23 protein-coding genes are annotated in these 20,616 nt (G+C 70.4%); 10 read left to right on the top strand and 13 right to left on the bottom strand.

The window, feature by feature from the left end:
- Positions 1 to 49: 49 nt before the first annotated feature.
- Together FQU85_RS10230 and FQU85_RS13365 are read left to right on the top strand one after the other, a co-directional pair.
- Positions 50 to 475 (top strand): universal stress protein, encoded by a 426-nt coding sequence (locus FQU85_RS10230; protein WP_145847530.1) that lies wholly within the window; start codon positions 50 to 52, stop codon positions 473 to 475.
- Positions 476 to 500: 25 nt separating this feature from the next.
- Complete coding sequence (locus FQU85_RS13365; RefSeq protein WP_168219972.1) at positions 501 to 668, top strand: hypothetical protein; 168 nt, start codon at positions 501 to 503, stop codon at positions 666 to 668.
- Here FQU85_RS13365 and purL read toward each other — a convergent pair.
- From purL to FQU85_RS10210, 4 genes are read right to left on the bottom strand one after another with little or no spacing between them, the layout of a single operon-like run.
- Positions 660 to 2,807 carry a phosphoribosylformylglycinamidine synthase subunit PurL gene (purL, locus tag FQU85_RS10225; protein WP_145847528.1) on the bottom strand — a complete coding sequence of 716 codons (2,148 nt, stop codon included), beginning with the start codon at positions 2,805 to 2,807 and terminating at the stop codon, positions 660 to 662. The two genes, FQU85_RS13365 and purL, sit on opposite strands and share 9 nt — an antisense overlap.
- Positions 2,808 to 2,864: 57 nt before the next feature.
- Positions 2,865 to 3,392, bottom strand: a complete 528-nt coding sequence (locus FQU85_RS10220) for a hypothetical protein (RefSeq protein WP_145847525.1) — start codon at positions 3,390 to 3,392, stop codon at positions 2,865 to 2,867.
- The gene (locus FQU85_RS10215) at positions 3,385 to 3,750 is read right to left on the bottom strand and encodes a hypothetical protein (protein WP_145847524.1); all 366 of its coding nucleotides are present in this window, start codon (positions 3,748 to 3,750) and stop codon (positions 3,385 to 3,387) included. The genes FQU85_RS10220 and FQU85_RS10215 overlap by 8 nt, the downstream gene beginning before the upstream one ends.
- Complete coding sequence (locus FQU85_RS10210; protein WP_145847522.1) at positions 3,747 to 4,046, bottom strand: hypothetical protein; 300 nt, start codon at positions 4,044 to 4,046, stop codon at positions 3,747 to 3,749. The genes FQU85_RS10215 and FQU85_RS10210 overlap by 4 nt, the downstream gene beginning before the upstream one ends.
- Positions 4,047 to 4,157: 111 nt before the next feature.
- Here FQU85_RS10210 and FQU85_RS10205 point away from each other — a divergent pair, with 111 nt between their 5' ends.
- From FQU85_RS10205 to FQU85_RS10195, 3 genes are all read left to right on the top strand, one after another.
- Positions 4,158 to 4,841 (top strand): PHP domain-containing protein, encoded by a 684-nt coding sequence (locus tag FQU85_RS10205; protein ID WP_145847520.1) that lies wholly within the window; start codon positions 4,158 to 4,160, stop codon positions 4,839 to 4,841.
- Positions 4,841 to 5,893 carry an asparagine synthase C-terminal domain-containing protein gene (locus FQU85_RS10200; protein ID WP_145847518.1) on the top strand — a complete coding sequence of 351 codons (1,053 nt, stop codon included), beginning with the start codon at positions 4,841 to 4,843 and terminating at the stop codon, positions 5,891 to 5,893. Before FQU85_RS10205 ends, FQU85_RS10200 begins: the two co-directional genes overlap by 1 nt.
- A gap of 523 nt (positions 5,894 to 6,416) precedes the next feature.
- Positions 6,417 to 7,193: an SDR family oxidoreductase gene (locus FQU85_RS10195; RefSeq protein ID WP_145847516.1), complete on the top strand. Its 777-nt coding sequence runs from the start codon at positions 6,417 to 6,419 to the stop codon at positions 7,191 to 7,193.
- On the opposite strand, the gene FQU85_RS10190 is transcribed toward FQU85_RS10195, so the two are convergent.
- Complete coding sequence (locus FQU85_RS10190; protein WP_145847514.1) at positions 7,194 to 7,658, bottom strand: NUDIX hydrolase; 465 nt, start codon at positions 7,656 to 7,658, stop codon at positions 7,194 to 7,196.
- Between the two features lie 23 nt (positions 7,659 to 7,681).
- Entirely contained in the window at positions 7,682 to 8,653 is a 972-nt protein-coding gene (locus FQU85_RS10185; RefSeq protein ID WP_145847511.1) for a transcription initiation factor IIB family protein, read from the bottom strand.
- 130 nt (positions 8,654 to 8,783) lie between these two features.
- Here FQU85_RS10185 and gatC point away from each other — a divergent pair, with 130 nt between their 5' ends.
- From gatC to FQU85_RS10165, 4 genes are read left to right on the top strand one after another with little or no spacing between them, the layout of a single operon-like run.
- Positions 8,784 to 9,062: an Asp-tRNA(Asn)/Glu-tRNA(Gln) amidotransferase subunit GatC gene (gatC, locus tag FQU85_RS10180; RefSeq protein WP_145847509.1), complete on the top strand. Its 279-nt coding sequence runs from the start codon at positions 8,784 to 8,786 to the stop codon at positions 9,060 to 9,062.
- On the top strand, positions 9,063 to 10,433 hold the full coding sequence (locus FQU85_RS10175; protein ID WP_145847507.1) for an amidase family protein: 1,371 nt from the start codon (positions 9,063 to 9,065) through the stop codon (positions 10,431 to 10,433).
- Positions 10,434 to 10,478: 45 nt separating this feature from the next.
- Positions 10,479 to 11,915, top strand: coding sequence for an APC family permease (locus FQU85_RS10170; protein WP_145847505.1), 1,437 nt, complete (start codon positions 10,479 to 10,481; stop codon positions 11,913 to 11,915).
- Between the two features lies 1 nt (position 11,916).
- Positions 11,917 to 12,597 (top strand): universal stress protein, encoded by a 681-nt coding sequence (locus FQU85_RS10165; RefSeq protein WP_145847504.1) that lies wholly within the window; start codon positions 11,917 to 11,919, stop codon positions 12,595 to 12,597.
- On the opposite strand, the gene FQU85_RS10160 is transcribed toward FQU85_RS10165, so the two are convergent.
- The 5 genes from FQU85_RS10160 to FQU85_RS10140 are packed head-to-tail and all read right to left on the bottom strand — an operon-like array spanning position 12,598 to position 17,123.
- A complete protein-coding gene (locus FQU85_RS10160; protein WP_145847502.1) occupies positions 12,598 to 12,954 on the bottom strand; it encodes a MarR family transcriptional regulator in 357 nt (118 codons plus the stop codon). It abuts the gene before it with no gap.
- Positions 12,955 to 12,979: 25 nt separating this feature from the next.
- The gene (locus FQU85_RS10155; protein ID WP_145847499.1) at positions 12,980 to 13,687 is read right to left on the bottom strand and encodes an NRDE family protein; all 708 of its coding nucleotides are present in this window, start codon (positions 13,685 to 13,687) and stop codon (positions 12,980 to 12,982) included.
- Positions 13,688 to 13,711: 24 nt separating this feature from the next.
- On the bottom strand, positions 13,712 to 15,190 hold the full coding sequence (menE, locus tag FQU85_RS10150) for an o-succinylbenzoate--CoA ligase (protein ID WP_145847497.1): 1,479 nt from the start codon (positions 15,188 to 15,190) through the stop codon (positions 13,712 to 13,714).
- On the bottom strand, positions 15,187 to 16,194 hold the full coding sequence (locus FQU85_RS10145; protein ID WP_145847495.1) for a mandelate racemase/muconate lactonizing enzyme family protein: 1,008 nt from the start codon (positions 16,192 to 16,194) through the stop codon (positions 15,187 to 15,189). Before FQU85_RS10145 ends, menE begins: the two co-directional genes overlap by 4 nt.
- Entirely contained in the window at positions 16,191 to 17,123 is a 933-nt protein-coding gene (locus FQU85_RS10140; RefSeq protein WP_145847493.1) for a 1,4-dihydroxy-2-naphthoate polyprenyltransferase, read from the bottom strand. The genes FQU85_RS10145 and FQU85_RS10140 overlap by 4 nt, the downstream gene beginning before the upstream one ends.
- 87 nt (positions 17,124 to 17,210) lie before the next feature.
- On the opposite strand from FQU85_RS10140, the gene FQU85_RS10135 reads away from it, so the two are divergent.
- Positions 17,211 to 18,539: an MFS transporter gene (locus FQU85_RS10135; RefSeq protein ID WP_168219971.1), complete on the top strand. Its 1,329-nt coding sequence runs from the start codon at positions 17,211 to 17,213 to the stop codon at positions 18,537 to 18,539.
- A gap of 498 nt (positions 18,540 to 19,037) precedes the next feature.
- Here FQU85_RS10135 and FQU85_RS10130 read toward each other — a convergent pair whose 3' ends face one another.
- Both FQU85_RS10130 and FQU85_RS10125 read right to left on the bottom strand, forming a co-directional pair.
- Positions 19,038 to 19,982, bottom strand: coding sequence for a 1,4-dihydroxy-2-naphthoyl-CoA synthase (locus FQU85_RS10130; protein ID WP_145847489.1), 945 nt, complete (start codon positions 19,980 to 19,982; stop codon positions 19,038 to 19,040).
- A gap of 35 nt (positions 19,983 to 20,017) precedes the next feature.
- Positions 20,018 to 20,608 (bottom strand): PH domain-containing protein, encoded by a 591-nt coding sequence (locus tag FQU85_RS10125; protein WP_145847486.1) that lies wholly within the window; start codon positions 20,606 to 20,608, stop codon positions 20,018 to 20,020.
- Positions 20,609 to 20,616 lie beyond the last annotated feature (8 nt).

The raw sequence follows: 20,616 nt of genomic DNA, 5'->3' as shown, positions 1-20,616 counted from the left end.
TTTCGCCTCGATACGTCACGCTGATATTCCGCGTCCGCCTATCCAGAGTATGACGTTTCTCGTCGCCTACGACGACTCGCCGCTCTCGCGTGCGGCCCTCGACCGCGCCGTGGAGTTCGCGGGAGAGCAGAAGGTCGTCGTCGTCACCGCGATACCGCGAAGCCCGGCGTACGCTCGCGCGAACGACTGGCTGGACGACGACGAGGCATTCGACATGGACGCCACCGAAGCGATGCTGCGTGAACGCGTACAGGAACGCCAGCCGAGCGTTTCGTTCGAGCCGGTTCGATTGGAGGCCGCGCCGCCGCCCGCGACCATCGGCCTCGCGGTGCGGAAGGCCGCCCGCCAGTTCGACGCCGATGTGGTGTTCGTCGGCAGTCGGAACGCCGGCCGCCTCGTCACGAACATCGTGAGCGTCGGGCAGAACGTCGCGACCGACGCGAGCTACGACGTTCACATCGTTCGAAGTTCGTAAGTACGCGCCCACAGAACACTCCGCCATGAGCGACTCCGAGACCGAGAGCGAGGAACCGACCGACGGACAGTCCCGGCACGACTCCCGGGTCACATCGCCCATGCAGGACTACGGCGGGCGCGTCGTCCTCACCGGCTTCCTCGTGCTCCTCCTCGGGCTCGCCGTCGCCGTCGGCCCCGCCCTCCTAGTCTAGTTCTTCGGCGAGCGTGCCGCGGGCGTCCGCGACCGCCTCGAACTCGTATGCGAGGGCGGTTCCGTTGACGTCGAGCGAGAGCGCGCCCGTCCCGTCACTGTCTCCGAGCTCGACGGCGTCCACGCGGGCGCGGACGGCGTCGGGGTCGGTGGTTTCGACGACGGCGCGGCCCGGCGCTTCCGAGAACAGTTCGGGGAGGCCGGGGACGCTCGCTTCGAGGCCCGCGTCCGCGGTGAGCATCTCGGCGAGCGTGACGGCGAGCCCGCCGTCGCTCACGTCGTGCACCGCGAGCGTGGAGTCGAGGTCGGCGACGGACGCGAGGCCGGCGACGCGGTCTGCCGGGTCGTCGGGAAGCGCGGGGAAGCGGTCGCTTCCGTCGAACTGCGCGAGGTACTCGCTTCCGCCGAGACCGCTCGCGTGCCCGCCGACGAGCAACAGCGAGCCCTCCCCCTGCAGGCCGGTTCCGGGCGCGTCGTAGCCCGATTTCGTGCCGAGCATCGCGAGCGTCGGCGTCGGCGGAATCGGGCCCGTCGCGGAATCGTTGTAGAGGCTGACGTTCCCGCCGACCACGGGGACGGAGAGGTCGCGACAGCCGTCCGCGAGCCCCTCCACGATGTTCGTGAACCCGCCGTACACGCCGGGTTTCTCGGGGTTCCCGCCGTTGAGGCAGTCCACGGCCGCGAGCGGGGTCGCGCCGACCGCGGCGAGGTTGGTGGCGTTCTCGACGGCGGTGGCGTACGCGCCCTCGTAGGGCGCGGCGTTCGTCCAGTTCGGGTTCGCGCCCGCGGACAGCGCGACGCCCTGTTCGGCGCGCCGCACCGCGAGCACGGCGGCGTCGTCGCCGGGCCGGACGCTCGTGCGCGCGCCGACCTCGTGGTCGTACTGCCGGTACACCCAGCGTTTGGAGGCCGTGTTCGGACTCGACAGCACGGCGTCGAACGCGGACTCGACGCTCGTGTCGGGGAGGGAGACGGTCGGTTCGGGCGGCGCTTCGGTGGGGAGGTCGTTGAGCGGCGCGCCGTCAGCGAGGTACTCCGCGGGCGCGTCCACGACGGTCTCGCCCTCGAACTCGCAGACGAAGTTCCCGGAGTCGGTCACGTCCCCGATGACGGAGCAGCCGAGGTCGTACTTCTCCGCGATGTCCCGGACGGCCGCGACGTTCTCGGGCGCGACCTCGTAGCACATCCGCTCCTGGGACTCCGCGAGCAGGATTTCGGTCGCGTTCATGTTCGGTTCGCGCTGGTGGACGTCTTCGAGCGCGATGACGCAGCCGAGGCCGCCCTTCGCGACCATCTCGCAGGACGCCCCACCGAGTCCGGCCGCGCCGAGGTCGCGCGCGGACTCCACGAGACCCGCCGAGACGAGGTCTTCGTTCGCCTCGATGAGGAGTTTCTCCGTGTACGGGTCGCCGACCTGCACCGCGGGCCGGTCTTCGGTTTCGGCGTCCTCCGCGAGGTCTTCGCTCGCGAAGCTCGCGCCGCCCAGTCCGTCCCGGCCGGTGCTGTTCCCGACGAGCACGAGTTTGTTCCCGGGTTCCTGGGCCTCCGCGGTGACGAGGCGGTCGGCGTCGAGCAATCCGACGCACGCGACGTTCACGAGCGGGTTCCCCTCGTAGTCCGAGTGGAACTGCGTGCTGCCGCCGACGGTCGGGACGCCGATGGCGTTCCCGTAGTCGCTGATGCCCTCAACGACGCCGTCGAGGAGGTACTTCGAGTGCTCGGCGTCGAAGTCCCCGAAGTAGAGCGAATCGGCGAGCGCGATGGGGTACGCGCCCATGGAGAGCGTGTCGCGGACGATGCCGCCGACGCCGGTCGCCGCGCCGTCGTAGGGGTCGACGTAGCTCGGGTGGTTGTGGGACTCCACGCCGAACGTCAGGTAGGTGTCCTCGTCCGCGTGCCCGCTGGCACGTTCCGCGGAGTCGGCGCTAGCCGGCGACGGTAGCGCGACGACGGCGGCGTCGTCGCCGGGGCCGACGACGACGCGGTCGCCCTCGCTGTCGAACGCGGACAGGAGCATGCGGGAAGAGCGGTACGCGCAGTGTTCGCTCCAGAGGTTCTCGAAGAGCGCGGCCTCGGTCGTCGTGGGGCTGCGGCCGAGTTCCGCTTCCACGAGTTCGCGGTCCGAATCGGCGAGACTCATTCAACTACGTGTACCGACACCCGCCATTAATGCGTTTCCATGTGCACGTTCGTGCACCTAGAGTTCGACGTGGTGGGTCGTCACGCCCCGCAACTGCGAGTAGTCCTCCGACTGCATCACGCCCGACGCGACCACGTACACGCCGGTCGCGCCCGCGTCCCCCGTCGCGCGGGTGAGCGTCGAAACGAGCCGGTAGAGCCGTTCGGCGTCCGCGTACATGTAGAGCGTGCTGAGGTTGTCGAACACCACCCAGCCGCCCTCCCGGACGTACTGGAGGGCGTTCGAGTACTGGATGCTCAACCCCGTGAGGTCGCTCGGACTCACGCGCTCGGACACCCAGAGCGGGCCGTCGTATCTCACGGACGACCCCGTGACGGGGATGACGCCGACCCGGGAGGGGTCGACGCCGCGCTCCCGGAGGTCGCGTTCCGTCCGCGTCGGCGACGCGCTCGTCCGCACCAGCAGGAGGTTGTCGAACGCGCGCTCGGGGAGCGCGTCCAGCACCGACCCGTGCGGCGGCGCTTCCGCGAGCACCTGCGTCCCCGCCGGAAGGTCGTTCAACTGCTCCGTCGCGCTCTCAGGCATCCTCGAACCCCCCGGTGTCCGCGCTCCCGTCCTCGGGGACGGTGCGGTCGCGCGCCGTCTCCACGAAGTCCCGCGCGAAGTACGCCGCCGCCGCGACGAGACAGGCGCTCGCCGCGACGTAGAGCACGTAGGAGGCGACCACGACGAGTCGCGACTCCGCGAGGCCGAAGTCGTACGCGAAGTTCGCGCTCGCCCCGACGCTCAACAGACCGAGCGTCACGGCGAACAACAGCACGCCCTCCCGGTAGAGCACGGCGTCCGCCCGCCGCACGAGCACGTTCAACACCACGCCCATACAGGCGAGCAGAACGAAAATCTGGGCCGCGAACACCGCGAGTGCTACGGACTCGACGCTCACGACGCGACACCCCGCGTCATCCGGTTCAGCCGCACCGTCGCCACCACAATCGCCGCGACGCTCACCGTCCAGAGCGCCGACGACACCACGAGGTACCACGCGCCCGGGAGCGGGAGCTGGGCCGCCATCGTCGTCCCGAGGAATCCGACGATAGCGACCGTGATCGGTTGCAGGACGCCGCCCCACGTCGTCCACGCGTACCCACGCGCGGCGATACCCATCACGACCGCCGCGACCGTCAACAGCGTGCTCTGCGCGACGATGAGCGCGTCGAGCACCACGTCCATCGTGCTCACGGCGCCAGTCCCTCCCGTCGATCTCGCATCGTGCGACGCCACACGGTCGGGCTACCTAACGTCTTCGCCCGTACCGGGGGGCTTTTGCCGGCGGCCACCGAACCCGGAGTCGTGCTGTCCGTCGAACTGCACTCGCACTCCGCGCGCTCCTACGACGGCCGCGACCCCGTCGAGATGCTGCTGGAGCAGGCGCGCGCGGTCGGCCTGGACGCGCTCGCGGTCACCGACCACGACGAGATAGACGCGAGCCTCGACGCCGCCGAGAAAGCCGGCGAGTACGGCCTCGTGGGGATTCCCGGGATGGAGGTCACGTCCGCCGCGGGCCACGTGCTCGCCATCGGCGTCCGTGAGGCCGTGCCGACCGGCCTGCCGTTCGACGAGACACTGAGCGAAATCCGCGCCCGCGGCGGTATCGCGGTCGTCCCGCACCCGTTCCAGGAGTCCCGGAGCGGCGTCGCGGCGAACGTCTCGCGGCGCGACCTCGCGTCCGCGGACGCCATCGAGATCTACAACTCCCGACTCCTCACCGGCCGCGCGAACCGACAGGCGGAGCGGTTCGCGGACGAGCACGGCCTCCCGACGACCGCGGGGAGCGACGCCCACATCGCGGAGATGGTCGGGCAGGCCGTCACCCGCGTCGACACCGACGAGCGCTCGCTCGACGCGATTCTGGACGCCATCCGCGACGGCCGGACCTCCGTGGAGGGAACGCGGACGCCGTGGCGCGTGAGCTTCCGGCAGGCCGCCGGGGGCGCGAAACGCCGCGTGAAAAACCGGCTGCGCGAGTTCTTCTGATGCTCCCGCAGTCCGTCCTCGACGCCGTCGAGTCGGGCGACCCGCTCCCGGGAACCAGTGGGTTCGCGGGCGAACTCCCGGACGGACGCCTCGCGCGCGACGTGCTCGGCCGCGAACTCCTCTACACCGATTCCGGGGACTGGAGCCACCGCCCCGACGACCTCGACCAGCCCACCCCCTTCCCGGCGGGCCACGTCGGCACGCCCGACGACCACGAGCGCGTCTGGCGACTCCCGGAGTCCACCGCCGACGGCGGCCTCGACGCCCTCGAATCCGCGCTCGACACCGCGCTCGACACCGCGCTCGATGACGCCAGCGCCGGCGGCGGGGACGCGGCGGTGGCGTTCTCGGGCGGCGTGGACTCGGCGCTCGTCGCGGACGCGGTGGACGCGCCCCTGCACGTCGTCGGCTTCCCCGACAGCGCCGACGTCGCGGCGGCGCGGGAGTCCGCGGGCCTGCTCGGCCGCGACGTGACCGTCCACGAACTCGCCATCGAGGACGTGGAGGACGCGGTTCCCGGCGTGGCGCGCGCCATCGGCCGGACGAACGCGATGGACGTCTCCATCGCGCTCCCGCTCTTCTTCGTCGCGGAGCGCGCGGACGCCGACCGCCTCCTGCTCGGACAGGGCGCGGACGAACTGTTCGGCGGGTACGCGAAGGTCGAGACGGCCGAGAGCGACCCGCGGACGGACGCCGACACCGTCCGCGGCGCGCGCGACGAAGTGGTGGGGACGCTCCCCGCCCAGCTCGAACGCGACGTTCGCGCGGTGCGCGCGACCGGGACGGAGCCCGTGACGCCGCTTCTCCACGACGCGGTCGTCCGCGAGGCGCTCCGGCTCCCCGACGACCTGCTCGTCGCGGACGGCACGCGCAAGCGCGCGCTCCGCGAACTCGCCGCCGACCGCCTCCCCGACCCCGTCGCGTACCGCGAGAAGAAGGCCGTGCAGTACGGCAGTCTCGTCGCGCGCGAACTCGACCGGCTCGCCCGCCAGGCCGGGTTCAAGCGCCGGATGGACGACCACGTCACGAGGTACGTCGAATCGGTCGTCTAGGCGGCGGTGGGGTGACTGAGTGCCCGATACCGAGCGACGGCCCCGTTGAAGGTCTCGGACATTGATACTGCGGCTGTGGTGAATAGGGAGTATGAAGAACGCGTCAGTAGCGTCGAGTACGGCGCGTGTAGAACACTACGAGGCCGAGTACGCAGAGCCCGATACCCCACCAGAGGTCACTCCCCGGCAGGAGTGTCAGCACAATCGTCACGATGCCCGATGACAGAAGCGACCACCCGAGCGTTGTCTGGGACGACATAGTGGCCGTAGCGGCTGAGCGTGATTAACTCCCGTGGCCATTTTGAGACACGCGGCTCTGTCGATCCGCCGATGGACTCGCATACCCGTCCCACAACTATGCGATTGGCGGAGCGTCGGCCCAACGGGAGTTCAATGACAGGCCCCACCCGTGCGCGGAGTAGTCGACCAGAGCCAGAGACAACTGCGGGCTAGAACGACGTCCCCCTCGCGCGAAAGTGTTTCCGCAGAAGAACTATGTCCGAGTAGCGGCAACATTCACGTAATGTCCGGATCACTACTCGACGGGAAGACGGCGGTCATCACGGGCGCATCGAGCGGGAACGGCCGCAGCATGGCGCGGACGTTCGCCGAGGAGGGCGCGGACGTCGTCGTCGCGGACATCCGCGACGACCCCCGCGAGGGTGGGACGCCGACGCACGAACTCGTCTCCGAGGAGACCGAGGCGGACGCCGCGTTCGTCGAGTGCGACGTGACGAACCGGAGCGACCTCGTGGACGCCGTGGACGCCGCCGAGGAGTTCGGCGGCATCGACGTGATGGTGAACAACGCCGGCATCTTCCGGAGCGAGGACTTCACCGAGGTGTCCGAGGACGAGTTCGACCGGCTCATGGACATCAACGTCAAGGGGACGTTCTTCGGAACCCAGATCGCCGGCGAGCGCATGGTCGAGAACGGCGGCGGAAGCATCATCAATATCTCGAGCGTCGCCGGACTGAACGGGTCGCCCGACCACGTGACGTACTGCACGTCGAAGGGCGCGGTTCGACTCCTCACGTACTCTGTCGCCGCCGCGCTCGGCCCGGAGGGAGTGCGAACGAACGCCATCCACCCCGGACTCATCGAGACGGCGATGACCACCGAAGACGTCCCCATCATCGGGACGGACGAAGGCGAGCAGTACCTGCAGGGGATCCCCTCCCGGCGCTGGGGGCAGCCTGACGACGTGGCGGACGCCGCGCTGTTCCTCGCGAGCGACCTCGCGAGTTACGTCAACGGCGAGTCGCTCGTCGTGGACGGCGGGATGTCGAGCACGCAGTAATCAGTCCGCCGCCGCAATCGCTTCGAGCGCGATTTCGCGGGTGTCGGCGTCGATACCGCTCTCGCGGAGGTCGCGAGGCGTGTACCAGTCCCAGGCTTCGGGGCCTTCCTCGCCGTCCGCGGGGTCGATTTCTCTCCCGTCGACGGTGGCGAAGTAGACGTGGTCGACGTGCTGGTGGCCGACCGTGCCGTCCGGGTGAACGTTGATATCGTACAGCATCTGGTAGCGCGGACGGGGGAGCGCCTCGCCCGCGGGCGCTGGCACGTCCGGCGCGTCCCTGAGCAGCGTTGGGTCGAGCCCGGTCTCCTCGCAGACTTCGCGCAGCCCGGCTTCGTGCGGGAGTTCGTCCCGGTCGACGTGGCCGCCGGGCGGGATGCGGATGCCGAGGCGGGCGTGCTCGTGGAGCGCCGTCGCTCCGTCGTGTACGACGTAGACTGTCGCCGTGAAGTGTCGCGTCGTCTCCATGCCGCGAGAAAGACGGAGGCGTCCTATGCCTCCATCGGAACGTCGCTCGCGGCTTCGAGGAGTTCGTGGTAGCGGTTGCGGATGGTGACCTCGCTGATGTTCGCGACCTCGCTCACCTGGTTCTGGGTGACGCGCTCGTTCACGAGCAGGCTCGCGGCGTACACCGCGGCGGCCGCCAGTCCGACCGGACTCTTCCCGCTCGTGATACCCTCGTCCTGTGCGTTCGAGAGGAGGTCGCGCGCCTGTCGCTCCACTTCGTCCGAGAGGTCGAGGTCGCTCACGAACCGCGGGACGTAGCTCGCCGGATCGGCGGGCGCGACCTCCAATCCGAGTTCGCGCACGACGTACCGGTAGGTGCGCGCTATCTCGTCTTTGTCCACGCGACTGACGTTCGACACCTCGTCGAGGCTCCGCGGCGTGTTCGCCTGCCGCGCCGCCGCGTACAGCGCGGACGTGGCGACGCCCTCGATGCTCCGTCCGGGAAGCAAGTCCTCGTCGAGCGCGCGCCGATAGATGACCGACGCCGTCTCCCGCACCGGCTTCGGGAGGCCGAGCGCGCTGCTCATGCGTTCGATTTCGCCGAGCGCCTGCTTCAGGTTGCGCTCCTTCGAATCTCGCGTGCGGAAGCGCTCGTTCCACTTGCGGAGGCGCTGCATCTTCTGGCGCTGGTTCGAGGAGAGGCTGTTGCCGTAGGCGTCCTTGTCCTGCCAGCCGATGTTCGTGGACAACCCTTTGTCGTGCATCATGTTCGTGGTGGGTGCGCCCACGCGGCTCTTCTCGTCCTTCTCGGCGGCGTCGAACGCGCGCCACTCCGGCCCCCGATCGATCTCGTCTTCCTCGACGACGAGGCCGCAGTCCGTGCAGACCGTCTCGCCGCGCCCCTCGTCGACCGCGAGGCTCCCGCCGCACTCGGGGCACTGGAGGGCTTCCGCGGACTCGGTTTCCGTCTCGGTGCGTTGCTCGTCGCTCCGGCGTCTGATGCGTGAATCACTCATAGTGAACCCGGACGGCATCCCGCTCGCGCCGTCCCTGTGTAATCAAGTGTCTAGCGGTGACGTCCGGCCGTTGAATAAGGCTTATGACCGTATCGAAACCCTTACCGACGACACAACCGACTCTCGGAGTATGAGCGAACCCGCCGTCGACGCGGAGGAAGTCCGGCACGTCGCGGACCTCGCGCGCGTCAGCCTCTCCGAGGACGAGGTGGACGCGTTCGCCGAGCAGTTCTCCGAGGTCCTCGACTACTTCGAGGCCCTCGAAGACGTGCCCGAGGTCGAGTCCGAACCCGATCTCGTGAACGTGATGCGTGAAGACGAAGTCGAGGAGTCGCTCTCCCAGGAGGCGGCGCTCGCGAACGCCGACGAGAGCGAGGACGGCTTCTTCAAGGGGCCGCGGGTGTCGTAGATGTCGCACAACGCGTTCATCACCGAGACCGACCTTGCGGGCGACGAGTCCGGCGTCCTCGACGGCCGCACGGTCGCCGTGAAGGACAACATCTCCACGGAGGGCGTCCGCACCACCTGTGGCTCGGAGATGCTCTCCGACTACGTTCCGCCCTACGACGCCACCGTCGTCTCCCGGCTCAAGGACGCGGGCGCGACCATTGTCGGGAAGGCCAACATGGACGAGTTCGGGATGGGAACCACCACCGAGACGTCGGCGTTCGGCCCCGTCACGAACCCCGTGGACGAGGAGCGCGTCCCCGGCGGGTCGTCCGGCGGGAGCGCGGCCGCGGTCGCCGCGGGCGACTCCGACCTCGCGCTCGGCAGCGATACTGGTGGTTCTATCCGCTGTCCCGCCGCCTACTGCGGCGTCGTCGGTATCAAGCCCACGTACGGCCTCGTCTCCCGGTACGGCCTCGTCGCGTACGCGAACAGCCTCGAACAGATCGGTCCCATCGCGAACACCGTCGAGGACGCCGCCGAACTCCTCTCCGTCATCGCGGGCCCGGACGAAAACGACGGAACGACCTACGAGGCGTCACGCGCCTCGAACAGTCGAGCAGGCGACGCCCGCGAGACCCGGAAAGAGGGCGCTAACGCGGACTACGCGAGCGCCGCGACCGGCGACGTCGAGGGCCTGACAATCGGCGTGCCGACCCAGTTGGTCGGCGGCCGCGAGCGCGCGGGAGACGACCCCGCTGAGGGCGGCGAGACCCGCGCTGGCGCGGACGAGGCCGTGGTCGAGGTGTTCGAGGACGCGCTCGACGAGTACCGGGACGCGGGCGCGGAAATCGTCGAAGTCAGCCTGCCGTCGGTCGAGTACGCGGTCGCCGCGTACTACGTCATCGCCATGTCGGAGGCGTCCTCGAACCTCGCGCGCTTCGACGGCGTGCGCTACGGCACCTCGGGCGGGTACGACGGGAACTGGAACGAGGCGTTCTCGGACGCCCGCGAGGAGGGCTTCGGGGACGAGGTGAAACGACGAATCCTCCTCGGGACGTACGCGCTCTCCGCGGGCTACCACGACAAGTACTACAAGCAGGCCCAGGAGGCACGCGCGTGGGTGAAACAGGACTTCGACGAGGCGTTCGAGACCGTGGACGTGCTCGCGTCCCCGACGATGCCGATGCTCCCGCCCGAACTCGGCGAGAGTCTCGACGACCCCCTCCAGATGTACCTCGCGGACGCGAACACAGTGCCGGTGAACCTCGCGAACCTCCCCGCCATCAGCGTGCCCGCTGGCGAGTCCGACGGCCTCCCCGTCGGTCTTCAGCTCGTCGGCCCGGCGTTCGGCGAGGAGGCGATTATTCGCGCGGGCAGCCTGCTCGCGTAGACGGACGGCCACAGCGTTTTGGTGGGCTCTCCCGATGGTTCCTGCATGGGAACCGAGGAACCGCCCGCCCCGAGCGGTGAGAACCGCGCCGGCGAGCAACCGAGCGCCGACTCCGTCAGGGAGACGACCGACGAGACGACAGTCACGGACGACGGCGTCGAACTCGAACGAACCATCGGGCTCGCCGGCGGACTCGCCATCGGCGTCGGGACGATGATCGGCGCGGGAATCTTCGTCTTCCCGGGACTGGCGGCGGCGAGGGCGGGCCCGGCCGCGGCGGCGTCGTACGCCATCGGCGGCGTCATCGCGCTGCTCGTCGCGCTCCCGGCGTCGGAACTCGCGACGGCGATGCCGCGCTCCGGCGGCGGCTACTACTTCATCTCGCGCGCCCTCGGGTCGCTCCCGGGAGCGATCGTCGGCATCAGCCTCTGGCTGGGACTGGTGTTCGCGTCCTCGTTCTACCTCGTCGGGTTCGGAAGCTACGCCGTCGAACTGCTCGCGCGCGCCGGCGTCGCGCTCTCCTGGCCCGTCCCGCCGACGGCCGCGCTCGGGTTCCTGTTCGGCGCGCTCCTCACCGCGACGAGCGTCACCGGCACGGAGAACACGGCGAAACTCCAGAACGCCGTCGTCGCCTTGCGCCTCGTGATACTCTCGGTCTTCCTCGGGTACGGCGGCCTCGACGCGCTCGGCGTGTTCGGCTCGTCCTCGACCCCGGAGGCGTTCGCGCCGTTCGGCCTCGCGCCCGTGTTCATCACGGCCGCGCTCGTGTTCACGTCCTACCTCGGGTTCGCGCAGGTCGCGACCGTCGCCGGCGAACTCAGGAAACCCGGCCGCAACCTCCCGGTCGCCATGGTGGGGTCGGTGCTTCTCGTCACCGTCTTCTACGTCGCCACCATCTTCGTCGCGACGAGCGCGTTCGACAGCAAGACGCTCGGCGGGTTCGGTGAGACGGCGATGGTCGAGGTCGCGGGCGAGTTCTTCGGCCTGCCCGGCGTCGTCGCCATCCTCCTCGCGGGCCTGCTCGCCACCGTGTCGAGCGCCAACGCGTCCATCATGAGTTCCTCGCGCGCGGTGTACGCGTTGAGCCGCGACGCCATCATCCCCAAGAAGGCCGGCGCGATCCACGTGACGTACGGAACGCCGCACGTCGCGCTCACGCTGGCGGGCGTCCCCGTCCTCGTTCTCGTCGCGTCCGGCCAGACCGCGGTGCTCGCGGAGGTCGCGTCGTTCCTCCACCTCGTGATGTACGGCCTCATCTGCGTCTCCCTGTTCCGGCTGCGGCGGAACACGCCCGGGTGGTACGACCCCGACTTCCGCGTCCCCGCCTATCGCGTGGTCGCCGGCGTCGGCGCGCTCGCGAGCTTCGGCCTCATCGCGTTCATGCAGCGGCTCTCCCAGATAATCGGCGTGGCCTTGATGGCCGCGGCCGCCGCGTGGTACTACTACTACGCCCGCGACGTCTCCCACGAGGGGGTGCGCTAAGATGAGAAAAATACTGCTTCCGCTCCGCGTGCTGGAGGACGAATCGCTCTCGCCCGGCCTCCTCGACCTGCTCGCGCCGACGGACGTGCTCGTGCTCGGTTACCACCGCGTGCCCGACCAGACGCCGCCCGGCGCGGCGCGCGAGCAGTTCGGCGACCGCGCGCAGAAACGACTGGACGACGTGGCGGCCGCGCTCCGCGAGGCGGGCGCTATCGTCGAGACCCGGATGGTGTTCACGGGGGCGGTCGAGCAGACCGTCGCCCGCACCGCCGACGAGGTGGACGCGGACGCCGTCGTTCATCCGGGAGCGGCGATGCAGGTCGATGACGTGCTCGTCCCGCTCGTCGGGAAACCCGACCTCGCGCAGGTCGCCGGGTTCGTCGCCGCGCTCGTCGCCGAGCGCGACATCGGCGTGACGACGTTCGCATTGGACGACGACCGGACGCCCGAGGACGTGGCGGCGGTTCTCGCGGACGCGGGCGTGGACGCCGACCACATCACCGCCGCGGACGGCCCCGGCGGCGGCCCGGTGAGCGCCATCGCGTCCGTCGCCGCCGACTACGACGCGATCGTGATGGGCGAACCGGAACCGTCGCTCACGGAGTGGGTCTTCGGCGAACTCGAAGACAGGGTCGCGACGGAATCGCTCGGGCCCGTGTTCGTCGTTCGGGCGCGCGAGTAGTCACTCCTCGTAGACGAGGTTGAGGATCCACTGGCTGAACGCGTCGCTCTGCGGGTCGAGTTCCTCCTCGCCGACGAACGGCGAGAGCATGTCGCCCGCCATCAGGAGGGAGAAGTCGAGGTCGGCCTCGTCGATGATCGGTTCGATGTAGTACGTGGTGTTCCCGTTGTAGACGGTTTCCTCGCGTTCGACGAGTCCGTGCTCCTCCAGTTTGGAGGCGATGCGGCTTCCCTTCCGGGAGGACACGTCGAGTTCCTTCCAGAAGTCGCTCTGGTGGATGCCGCCGGTCTCGTGGACGAGCTCCACCGCCCGTCGTTCGACATCCGAGAGGTCCGGCTGGTCGTCGCTGGCGCTCATAGTGGAACAGGCGTCCGCGCGCGGTTTAAATGTGGCCGTTGCGGTCGCCCACGGGCGCGTACTCCGTTCGGCAGGGCGGGCCGTCGGCGTAGTCGAAGCGCACGTCTCCGCCGTCGCTGATGCGGACGAGCGACGACGAGCGCGTGCCGAACCCGCGGTCTTCGTGGTGGACGCACGCGCCGACGTCGTGGTCGCGCAACACGGTTTTCACGCCCTCCAGCCAGTCGTCGGCGTCCCTCCCGGCGGCTGGGAGGGCGTCGCGAACCGCCGGCGCGCGCTCGGGCGGCGCGTATCCCGTGTTCACGACGACGTGGACGCCGGGGTCGAGGCGTTCCGCGGTGAGCGTGCCGTCCCACGAGAGTCGATAGGCGTCGTCGGCGTCCGCGAGAACGAGGTTGAAGCCGTCGTACTCGCGGGCGTCGAGTTCCGCGCGGACGCGGTCACGGGCGGCGGTGGCGGATTCGGCACCGAGGGCGTCCCGGACGAGCAGGCCGCGAGAGCGCTCGCCCGACACGCCCTCGGCGCGCCGGTTCGTGACGCCGACGAACAGTCGAGTGTCGGTGACGCCCATCCACGTCCCGCCCGCCCGCTCGTCCAGGGGCGCGAGCGCCGGGCGCTCCCAGTCGCGAACCCGGGGCGGCGTCGACGGTCGGTCGACGGCCTCGTCGCGGTTCGCGGCGACCACCACGGGCGCGTCCGCGAACGCCCGCCACGCGAGTATCAGGGTGCACACGACTGGAGAAACGGGCGCCGCGACTTAAACGTCCGCGGCCGCGGCGAGCGCCTCCCGAACGGCCGCCCGGTCGACCGTCCCCGACGCCGTGCGCGGCAGGTCGTCCGCGAACGCGATAGTTCGGGGAACCTTGTAGCCCGCGAGACGCTCCCGGCAGAACGCCTGAAGCGCGTCGGCGTCCGTCTCCCCGTCGGCGACGACGAGCGCGGCGACGCGCTCGCCCCACTCCGGGTCGTCCACCCCGACGACGGCCGCCTCCGCGACGGCGGGGTGGTCGCGGAGTACCTCCAGGACTTCTGCGGGGTGGACGTTCTCTCCGCCGGTGATGATGCGGTCGGACTGCCGGTTCAGGACGTGCAGGCGGCCGCTCGCGTCGACGTAGCCGGCGTCCCCGGTGTCGAATCCGTACCGGGTGAAGGCGTCGGCGTTCGCGTCGGGCGCGTCGTAGTAGCCGGGCGTGATCGAGGGGCCGGCGACGTGTACCGCGCCGACCTCGCCCGCCGGGAGTTCGCCCTCGGGCCCGGCGACCGTCACGTCGTACCCCATCAGCGGTCGGCCCACGGAGCCGGGCGCTGCCTCCGTCTCCTCGGGGACGCCGGTCGCTATCTGGGACGCCGCTTCGGTCATCCCGTAACTCGGATAGACGGGGACGCCGCGGGAGACCGCTTGCTCGCGGAGTTCGACGGGCGTGGGAGCGCCGCCGACGAGGACGAAGCGGAGCGGGTCGGGGAACTCGCCGGCGTCGAGCATGCGGCGGAGCATCGTCGGGACGAGGCTCACGCCCGTGCAGTCGCAGGCGTCGAGGGCGTCGAGCGCTCGCTCGGCGTCGAAACCGCGCTGGACGACCGCGGTGGTTCCGTAGAGGACGCTCCGCAGGACGACCGAGAGGCCGCCCATGTGGTACATCGAGAGCGGGCAGAGCCAGCGGTCGGTTGGGAGGACGCCGAGGCGGAAGGCGGACGCGGAGGCCGCGGCGAGGAAGTTCGCGTGCGTCAACCGGACGGCTTTCGGGTCGCCGGTCGTCCCCGACGTGAACATCAGCGCGAGCGTGTCCGCGACCGACCGCTCGGTTTCGGGAACCGCCGCGTCGCGTCCGTCGAGCGCGTCCACCGCGTCGTGTTCGGATCGGTCGACGGACGCGACGGGCACGGCTCCGGCGGCTTCGACGGCGTCCCCCTCGCTCTCGGCTTCGGTGACGACGACGTGGACGTCGGCGGTCTCGACCTGCGACGCGAGTTCGGTGGGTGCGAGGCGGGCGTTGAGGGGGACGAGCGTCGCGCCGACTCGCTGGACGGCGAAGACGAGGCGGACGAACGCCGGTCGGTTCTCCATCAGCACGCCGACGTGGTCGCCGGGTTCGACGCCCAGTCCCGCGAGGCGGCGCGCGGTCTCCGCCACCGCGTCGTCGAGGTCGCGGAACGTCCACTCCGTCCCCGCGTCCGCGTCCACGAGCGCGAGCGCGTCCGGTGACGCGCGGACGCGGTGGGCGAGCCAGTCTCTCACGGCCGCACCTCCCCCGGGAGGTTCCCGGGATCCTGCGGGACGCTGACTTCACCATCCCCGACGGGCGCGGGGTCGGGCGCGAGGTCGGCGTCGAGCAGGCTGGCGGTGGCGAGACCGCACGCGGGCGCGCCGGGGAGGCTGGCGGCGAGGTGGACGGCGGCGGTGCGCGCGACCACGGCGTCCACGGTCGTCGTCACCACCGCCGCGACCCCGGCCTCGCGCGCCGTCAGCGCGACCTCGCGGGCGCGGTCGAGGCCGCCGAGCGCCATCGGCTTCAGGACGACGGCGTCCGCCGCGTCGGCAGCGAGCACCTCGCGAACCCCGTACTCGGTGAGCGTCTCGTCGAGCGCGACGCCCACGTCGTGTTCGCGGAGCGCCGCGTGCCCGTCGAGGTCGGACTTCGCGAGCGGCTGTTCGACGTAGGAGACATCGCCGGCGAGTTCGTCGAACGCGTAGTTCGCCTCGTCGGCGCTCCAGGCCGCGTTCGCGTCCGCGCGGAGTTCCACGTCCGCTCCGACCGCTGCTCGCACCGCGCGGAGGCGTTCCACGTCGTCCGCAACGGCTCGCGCGCCGACCTTCACCTTCACGCAGTCGAACCCGGACGCGACGGCCTCACGGGCGGACGCGACCGTCGATTCGACCGAATCGTCGCCGACGGTGGCGTTCACGGGCACCGACTCGACCCAGCTGTCGTCGTCCGCGAGGAAGCGGTACAGGGGTTCCCGTTCGGCCCGGCTGGCGGCGTCGAGGTGCGCGAGCGCGACGGCGTGGCGGGCGGCCGGCCGGCCCCGGCAGGCGTCGAGCGCGGCCTGCCAGTCGGGGAGCGCGGCGTCCGCGGTTTCGAGCGCGTCACGGCATTTCTCGCGGGACTCGGTCCAGCCAGAGAGCGGGGTGGCTTCGCCGAGACCGTCGCGGGTGCGGAGGAGGAACCCCTGGCGTTCGGTGATGGCGCCGGCGGCGGTGTCGAGCGGGGACGCGAGCGGAAGTGAGAACGGTTCTATCATAGCGCGAGTCCGAGCGCGAACAGGACGGTGTAGAGCGCGAGCGTCTGGCCCGTCCGGGTGAGCGCGGGGTTCAGTTCGTCGCCCGCGGTCTCGGTGAGGACGGTGCGGGTGACGGACGCGGCGAGCGGGAGCGAGAGCAGGGGGAGGAGGACGAGCAGGTCGGCGGTGCGGAGGTAGAACCAGCCCGGGGCGAGGTAGGCGAGCGCGAACAGCGCGACGTACTGGGCGCGGCTGAACGCGTAGCCGAACCGGACGGCGAGCGTGGTCTTCCCCGTTCGGGCGTCCTCCTCGCGGTCGCGGACGTTGTTCACGACGAGGACGTTCGTCGCGATCGCTCCCACGGGAACGCTCGCCACGAAGGCGTCGACGGTGACGGTTCCCGCGGGAACCCAGAGCGGGACCGCGCCCGCGACCAGGGAGGCGGCCTGCACGTAGTACGTGCCGACGACGGCGACGACGCCGAAGAAGACGAACACGAACAGATCGCCGAGTCCGTGATACCCCAGCGGGTAGGGGCCGCCCGTGTACGCGATGCCGGACGCGACGGAGAGCAGGCCGATGACGAGGATCGGGATACCGCCGACGTACACGAGGTAGGTTCCGAGGAGGATGGCGGCGGCGAACGTTCCGTACATCGCGCGCTTCACCTCGTCCGGGCGGATGAGGCCGCTCGCGGTCACCCGCGTGAACCCCTCGCGGTCTTCCGTGTCCGCGCCCTGCACGGCGTCGTAGTAGTCGTTCGCGAAGTTCGTGCCGATCTGGATGAGCAGCGACCCGACGAGCGCCGCGAGCGCCGGTAGCGGTGCGAACACGCCGTCTCGGAGCGCGAGGCCGACCCCGACGACGACGGGCGCGGCGGCGGCCGGGAACGTGTGCGGGCGCGCCGCCGTCACCCACGCGCGCGTCCGCGAGATGTCCGCTTCTGACATACGCCGGGGTTCGTGACGGTGGAGGAAAGCGCCTGCGATTGTCCGACCCCGTGCGGTTTTTCCCGGCGGCGCTCGGAGCCTCGGAGCGTGTCCGACACGGCCGCCGACATCGAACCCGAGCGCGCACCGCGGGGAGAGCGCTGGCTGTACGCGTGGGGCGGCGCGAACGTCGCTATCGGCGTCGCCAGCCTCCTCGTTCCGCTCTACGTCGTCCAACTCGGCGGGGACGCCGTCGCGCTCGGCGTGCTCTGGTTCGCCACCTCGATGGCGATGGCTCCGAGCTCGCTCGCGGTCGGCCCGATCACCGATCAGTTCGGCCACCAGCGCACCATCGTCCTCGTCGGGTTCGCCGGCATCGCGGTCGCGTTCGCGGCCCTCCCGCTCCTCGGGTCTGTCGCAGCGGTCGTCGTCGCGGACGCGGCGCTCTGGCTGTTCGTCGCCGCAGTCACCCCCGTATTCACCACGCTCGTCATCGCGGACGCCCCCCAACACCGCTGGAACGGCCGCATCGCCCGCCTCAACAAGTACCAGGGGTACGGCTGGACCGTCGGCCTCGTGCTCGGGTCGGCGTGGACGCTCGTCGTCGGCGAGCATCTGAACCCCATCGAGACCCAGCGCGCGCTCCTCTGGCTCTGTGCGGGTATCGTTCTCGTCTGCGCGGTCGCGGCCGCGAGCGCGCTCCCGACCGAACCCGGCACGCGCGGGTTGCGGGGCCGCCTCCGGCGCCGTCCGTCCCGGCGCGCCGTTCGCAGCGTCTTCTCCCCGCTCCTTCCCGGGCGCGTCGTCTCGCTCGCCCGCAGCGCCAGTCCGCGCGACCTCCTCACCGGCGTCAGCCGCCCGCTCCTGCTGTACTTCGCCGCCGTCTCCGTCTTCTTCGCGGGGTTCTCCGTGTTCAGCGCGCCCCTCCCGGACTTCCTCACGAACGCGGGGTTCGGGGACGACGCCGTGTTCGCGCTCTACGTCGTCTCGAGCCTCGCGTCCGCCGTGTTCTACGTCGGCGCCGGCGAGCTCGCCGACCGCTACGACCTCCGCCGCCTCCAGTCAGGCGCGCTCGGCCTGCGCGCCGTCGTCTTCCCCGTCGTCGCTGCCGTCGGATACGCCGTCCAGGCCTCGACAGCCGCCGGCCTGGTCGCCGTCGCCGGCCTGTTCGCGCTCGTCGGTCTCTCCTGGGCGGTCATCGCCGTCACCGCGAACTCGCTCGTCGCCCGGTATGCCGGGCCGACCAACCGCGGGGCCGCGCTCGGCCTCTACACCGCGCTGTCCTCGGCTGCAGGCGGCGTCGGCGGTCTTCTCGGCGGCTGGCTCGCGTCCGCGTACGACTACGTCTCGGCGTTCGCGGTCGCCGCCCTGCTCGTCGTCGCCGGCGCGGCGGTCGTGCTCGCGCTCGACGCCCTCGACACTAGTCCCACGAACTGAGAATCCGGGGCGGAGTTAACACGGAGGCGGGTGAACGGGGTAGGTGTGACACGCTCCCCGTGTCACGCTCGCTACGGGAGTGCGAACGACCCCCGTCGTTCGCCTGACTGACCCGATACGCACTGACTGGCGCCGCCGCCGTCGGGCGTTCGCGTGGCTCCGTAGCGGCCCCGCGTGGACGCGCCCGGTGCGCGGCGATTCGGACACATCGGGACGATTCCCCCTCGTCCCCTCCTGCAGTCTGTCCTACTCTGCAGTCCCTACGTCTCTGACCGCGACGCGCGAAACTAGGTTGGGACGCCCCCGACCCCATCACGGAAGCCGGTGTCCCGCTTTCCACCTACCGGTACCGTACCGGTCGCCTCCGGCGACCGCTCTCTTGATCGCCAGAACGCGCCGCGTCCCGGCTGTATCGCGAGAAACAGCGCTTCTCGCGGATAGTGGCCGTGTTTGCGGTGAGCGGTCGGCGAAGCTGACCCGAACCCGAAAAAAACCCGGTTAGTAGTACCAGGGGTAGTCGTCGAAGTCGGGGTCGCGGTCTTCGAGGAAGGCTTCCCGTCCCTCGCGGGCTTCGTCGGTCATGTACCCGAGGCGGGTGGCTTCGCCGGCGAAGACCTGCTGGCCGACCATACCGTCGTCGGCCATGTTGAAGGCGTACTTGAGCATGCGAATAGCGGTGGGGCTCTTCCGGCTCATCTCGTCCGCCCAGTCGAGCGCCACGTCCTCCAGGTCGTCGTGGGGGACGGCTTCGTTCACCATGCCCATGTCGGCGGCTTCCGCGGCGCTGTAGGTCTTCCCGCGGAAGAACACCTCGCGGGCCTTCTTCTGGCCGACCTGTTTGGCGAGGTAGGCGGAGCCGAACCCGGCGTCGAACGAGGCGACGTCGGGGTCGGTCTGGAGGAACTTCGCGTGATCGTCGCTGGCGAGCGTGATGTCGCAGACGACGTGGAGGCTGTGGCCGCCGCCGACGGCCCACCCGGGGACGACGGCGACGACGGGCTTGGGCATGAAGCGGATGGCGCGCTGAACCTCGAGAATGTGGAGGCGGCCGGCCTCGCCCGGGCCCGGGTTTCCGTCTCGCGGCTCCGCCGCTCGACTGGCCCCGTCTCTTTGATCCGGGTTTTCGTCCTCGCCCTGGTACTCGTAGCCGGATTCGCCGCGGACGGACTGGTCGCCCCCCGAGCAGAACGCCCAGCCGCCGTCCGTGGGGCTGGGGCCGTTGCCGGTGAGGAGGACACAGCCGATGTCGGTCTGGCGTTTCGCGTGGTCAAGCGCGGTCGCGAGTTCGTCCACGGTGCCGGGGCGGAACGCGTTGCGTTTCTCCGGGCGGTCGAACGCGACGCGCACGGCGTCCACGTCCGTCCCGCGGTGGTACGTGATGTCGCGGAAGTCGAAGCCCTCGACCTGCTCCCAGCGGTCGGGGTCGAAGAGTTCAGAGACCATACTCGCACTCCCGGGCAAGCGCGCAAAAAGCTTCCCTACTCGCCGTCCCGGTCGTCGAGGACGCCGCGGATGCGCTCGAGTTCCGCGAGCACGTCGTCGAGCGTCGCGTCCCCGCCAGACGGCCGCGGTTCGTTTCCGGTGGCGTCACCCGCGCTCCGTTCGGCGCGCACGCGCTCGACGAGCCGGTCGCGAACGTCCTCGTAGTCGGTGATGGCGCTCACGGTGACCTCGGCGGTGGTCTGGCCGGAGCGACCGGCGGTCTGAACCGCGACCGACCCGACGCCGAAGTACCGGAGTACAGGGCCCTGTTTGGTCTCGACGTTCGTGATGCGGGCGTAGGGAACCGTACTCTTCGAGCGGAAGAAGACGCCGCCACGCGCCTCGAACTCGTCGTCGCCGAACCGGTAGCCGACGGTTCGCTCGTACGCGCCCGCCCACCACCAGACCAGTCCGAGGACGGCGAGCGCGACGGCGGCGATGGCGACGGAGACGTACCAGGGCGCGGCGAGCGCGGTTCCGACAATCGGGATCGCTCCGACGAACAGTATCAGCAGGAGGAATTGCACGCGGTAGACCGCGGCGACGGCGTCCGACCCGAACCACTCCGACTCGCTGTGCGTGCTCATAGCCGAGG

The organism is Salarchaeum sp. JOR-1 (genome assembly GCF_007833275.1).
In the GTDB taxonomy this organism is placed as follows: Archaea; Halobacteriota; Halobacteria; order Halobacteriales; family Halobacteriaceae; genus Salarchaeum.
This window is presented reverse-complemented; position numbering and strand designations above follow the sequence as displayed.